The 2,672-nt window shown below is 39.1% G+C and carries 3 protein-coding genes; all 3 read right to left on the reverse strand.

Going from position 1 to position 2,672, the window contains the following annotated elements:
• Window positions 1-47: 47 nt before the first annotated feature.
• Window positions 48-1,598 carry a DUF1254 domain-containing protein gene (locus WBN20_RS16505; protein ID WP_424282478.1) on the reverse strand — a complete coding sequence of 517 codons (1,551 nt, stop codon included), beginning with the start codon at window positions 1,596-1,598 and terminating at the stop codon, window positions 48-50.
• A gap of 28 nt (window positions 1,599-1,626) precedes the next feature.
• Window positions 1,627-2,289 (reverse strand): HdeD family acid-resistance protein, encoded by a 663-nt coding sequence (locus WBN20_RS16510; protein ID WP_424282479.1) that lies wholly within the window; start codon window positions 2,287-2,289, stop codon window positions 1,627-1,629.
• A 36-nt stretch (window positions 2,290-2,325) separates the two neighbouring features.
• Window positions 2,326-2,672 (reverse strand): DUF1214 domain-containing protein (locus tag WBN20_RS16515; protein WP_424282480.1); only part of this gene is annotated, 347 nt, incomplete at its 5' end.

Raw genomic sequence — 2,672 nt, forward strand, 5'->3', positions numbered from 1 at the left:
GACTCCGCTCAGTCTGACCGTCATCCTGAGCGAAGTCGAAGGATTATTTAATTTACCTTCACAATTTCACCAGGTCTCCAAGCTTTGTCGTACCATTCTTGAGTAGGGCTGTACATACGCCATAGCATATTCCAGCCTTTATTAGGTATAGTTTGTACCCAGTTTACATTGCCTTCCGGTTTTTCAGGGCCAAAATAGATGTCGAATGAACCATCAGCATTCTTTACAATGTCTTCCTGAATACTGGTAACACCTGGTAACGTTTGATCTGTCTGAAGCATACTTCTGGTTTGGTTATCATATACTGTAACTTCCCAGAAACGTTTGACCGGTGCATTTGGTGGTACATGTAGCTTATAATTGTTGGCACCATTTAGTATTTCGCCTTCCGAGTCACGTAAGCCAATTACATACTGTGAACCTGCTCCAACCGGAGGTTTTACCATTACCGGGGTGATTCCTGTTGCATAATAGTGGAAACGTACCCTTGAGTTTATTAAGCGAACACCATCATGTTCAAATTCATAACTACCGCCTTCAAAACCAAGTTCCCAGCTTTTACTTCCTGGCCATATTTCAACATCATCTGCACGGTTACGAAAGAGAATGGAACGTTGGGTTGCAGAACCTAAAACCGCTGCTTCTTCAAGTATCTTTTTCATGCGGGCATCGGGGGCAAAAGGCTTTCCTTTTTCGATACCAATGGATGCCAGCAAACCCAGTGCTTCAATATCCCAGGCTGAATTATTTTCTTCCTGTACCACTTCATTTATTTCTTCAAAAATGGTGATATCCTGCGCATGTAAGGTGTTAATGTATTTACCCGATATATTATGGAATTGAACAGGTTTTGGATTGTTCTTATCTGCCAATGGATATACTTTCAGTGACTGCAGGTTTTTAATCGGTATGTCGTAAGAACCATCAACAGCAAAACCTCTTAAAGCCATCCAGTTTCCATAAGTCAGGGAGTTTAATATAAAATATCCATCAGGAATGTCACCTTCATATCCCGGAGGCAATAAAAGATACTTTCCACCTTTTCCGCGGTCTGGACCTGCATTTCCAACATCACCAACATATTGAAACCAGAAGTCATCCACAATACCCAAAACTCCCGGAGGTGATTCAACAACCAGAGGACCATCATGTGTATCTAACCACATAAATAAATAAATGACAGTGGTATTTCCCGTTAACAATAATCCTCTTGAATCTAACCTTTCCTTCCACCAGATGGCAGTTTCATTATCGGGGCCATATTCCCTGATTCCTCTTCGGAAACCAACTAATGAAGCAGCTGGAGTATGCATAATCATACATTCAACAGCACGAGAGAGATCCTGGAAATCCCATATCTTTTCTGCAGTTTCTGCAGTAGGCACACCATCAAAAAATGTCATTTTACCCAGGCTGGTTTCTACCTCATCGGGGATTAAAACATTTTCCGGAATTTGGGTGGTCATTTTGTAAGTTTTCGGAGCTTCTTTTGCAAGCTTTTCAGGAGTTTCTGATTTCTTTGCTTCCTGGCAATTTGTAAACATAAAGATGAGTACTGCACTAGCCAATATTGATAATATTGATTTTAAATTTTTCATTATTAAGGTTTTAAATTATTATTATTATTTATTGAGCTGATTTTAACTTATCTACTTTGTCTAATATTTCCTTCTGAACTTCGAGTTTTACATCTTCAAATCGCTTCTTTACTTCTTTTGAGACGTTTTTTGGAATGTCGTGTACTTTTTTAAGTTGTAATGACAGATAGATACTGTAGGCGCCAATGAAGATAAAAGCAAGGCCTGTCCAGATCACGATAGATAATCCTGCAAAGACAGGATTGAAAATTAAAATAAACGAAAAGACCATTCCTAAAATACCAATCGCCATCAAGGTTCCCCATTCGTTTATATAATATTTCTTCAGTTCCAGTGAATTACCTATGGCCATTGCAGATCTAAATAGTATAGTGAAACCAACGAATAATGGAAGGGTAAGCATCGATATTTCTGGATGACGCATAAGTACTATACCAACCAGAAGTGTCATTAGTCCGAGGGCCAGATCCCATCCCCATCCTTCCAGCTCCTTACGGTTGGAAATTGCAAAAAAGATATCCATAAATCCGGCTATTATAAAGGAGATACTGAAAACGAATGCAAGTGCCACATAAGATTCTGCAGGTTGGGCAAATGAATAAATTCCTGCTCCGATAAAAATAAGGCCTGAGATCAATGGTAAATACCAATGTTTAACTGAATTGCTGATCATTTTTAAATAATTTGTCATGATTTTTGATTCTATGGTTAATTAAAAGGTTTGTTATTATTTAACGAGTTCCAATTCACTGGGCCTCCAGGTTTTGTCAATCCATGGCTCAAGTGGACCATAGGCACGTAGCAGGATAAACCAGCTTTTACCAGGAATAGTCTGAATCCAGTTGCCTTCATCTACACCCTTAGGTAAAGTAGGTGCAAAAATCACATCGATAGAGCCGTCTTTATTTTCTTTTACTTTTCCACTTAAACTGTTGATTCCGGCAAATGGCTGATCTGTCTGCAGCATACATCGTGTTTGTGGATCGTATATAGTCACTGACCAGTTATCTTTTACAGGCACATTAGGAGGTAAGTGTAATTTATAGGTCTTAGCTCCATCAAGTGGTGTATGAT

It is taken from the genome of Eudoraea sp. (genome assembly GCF_049665975.1).
Classification (GTDB): domain Bacteria; phylum Bacteroidota; class Bacteroidia; order Flavobacteriales; family Flavobacteriaceae; genus Eudoraea.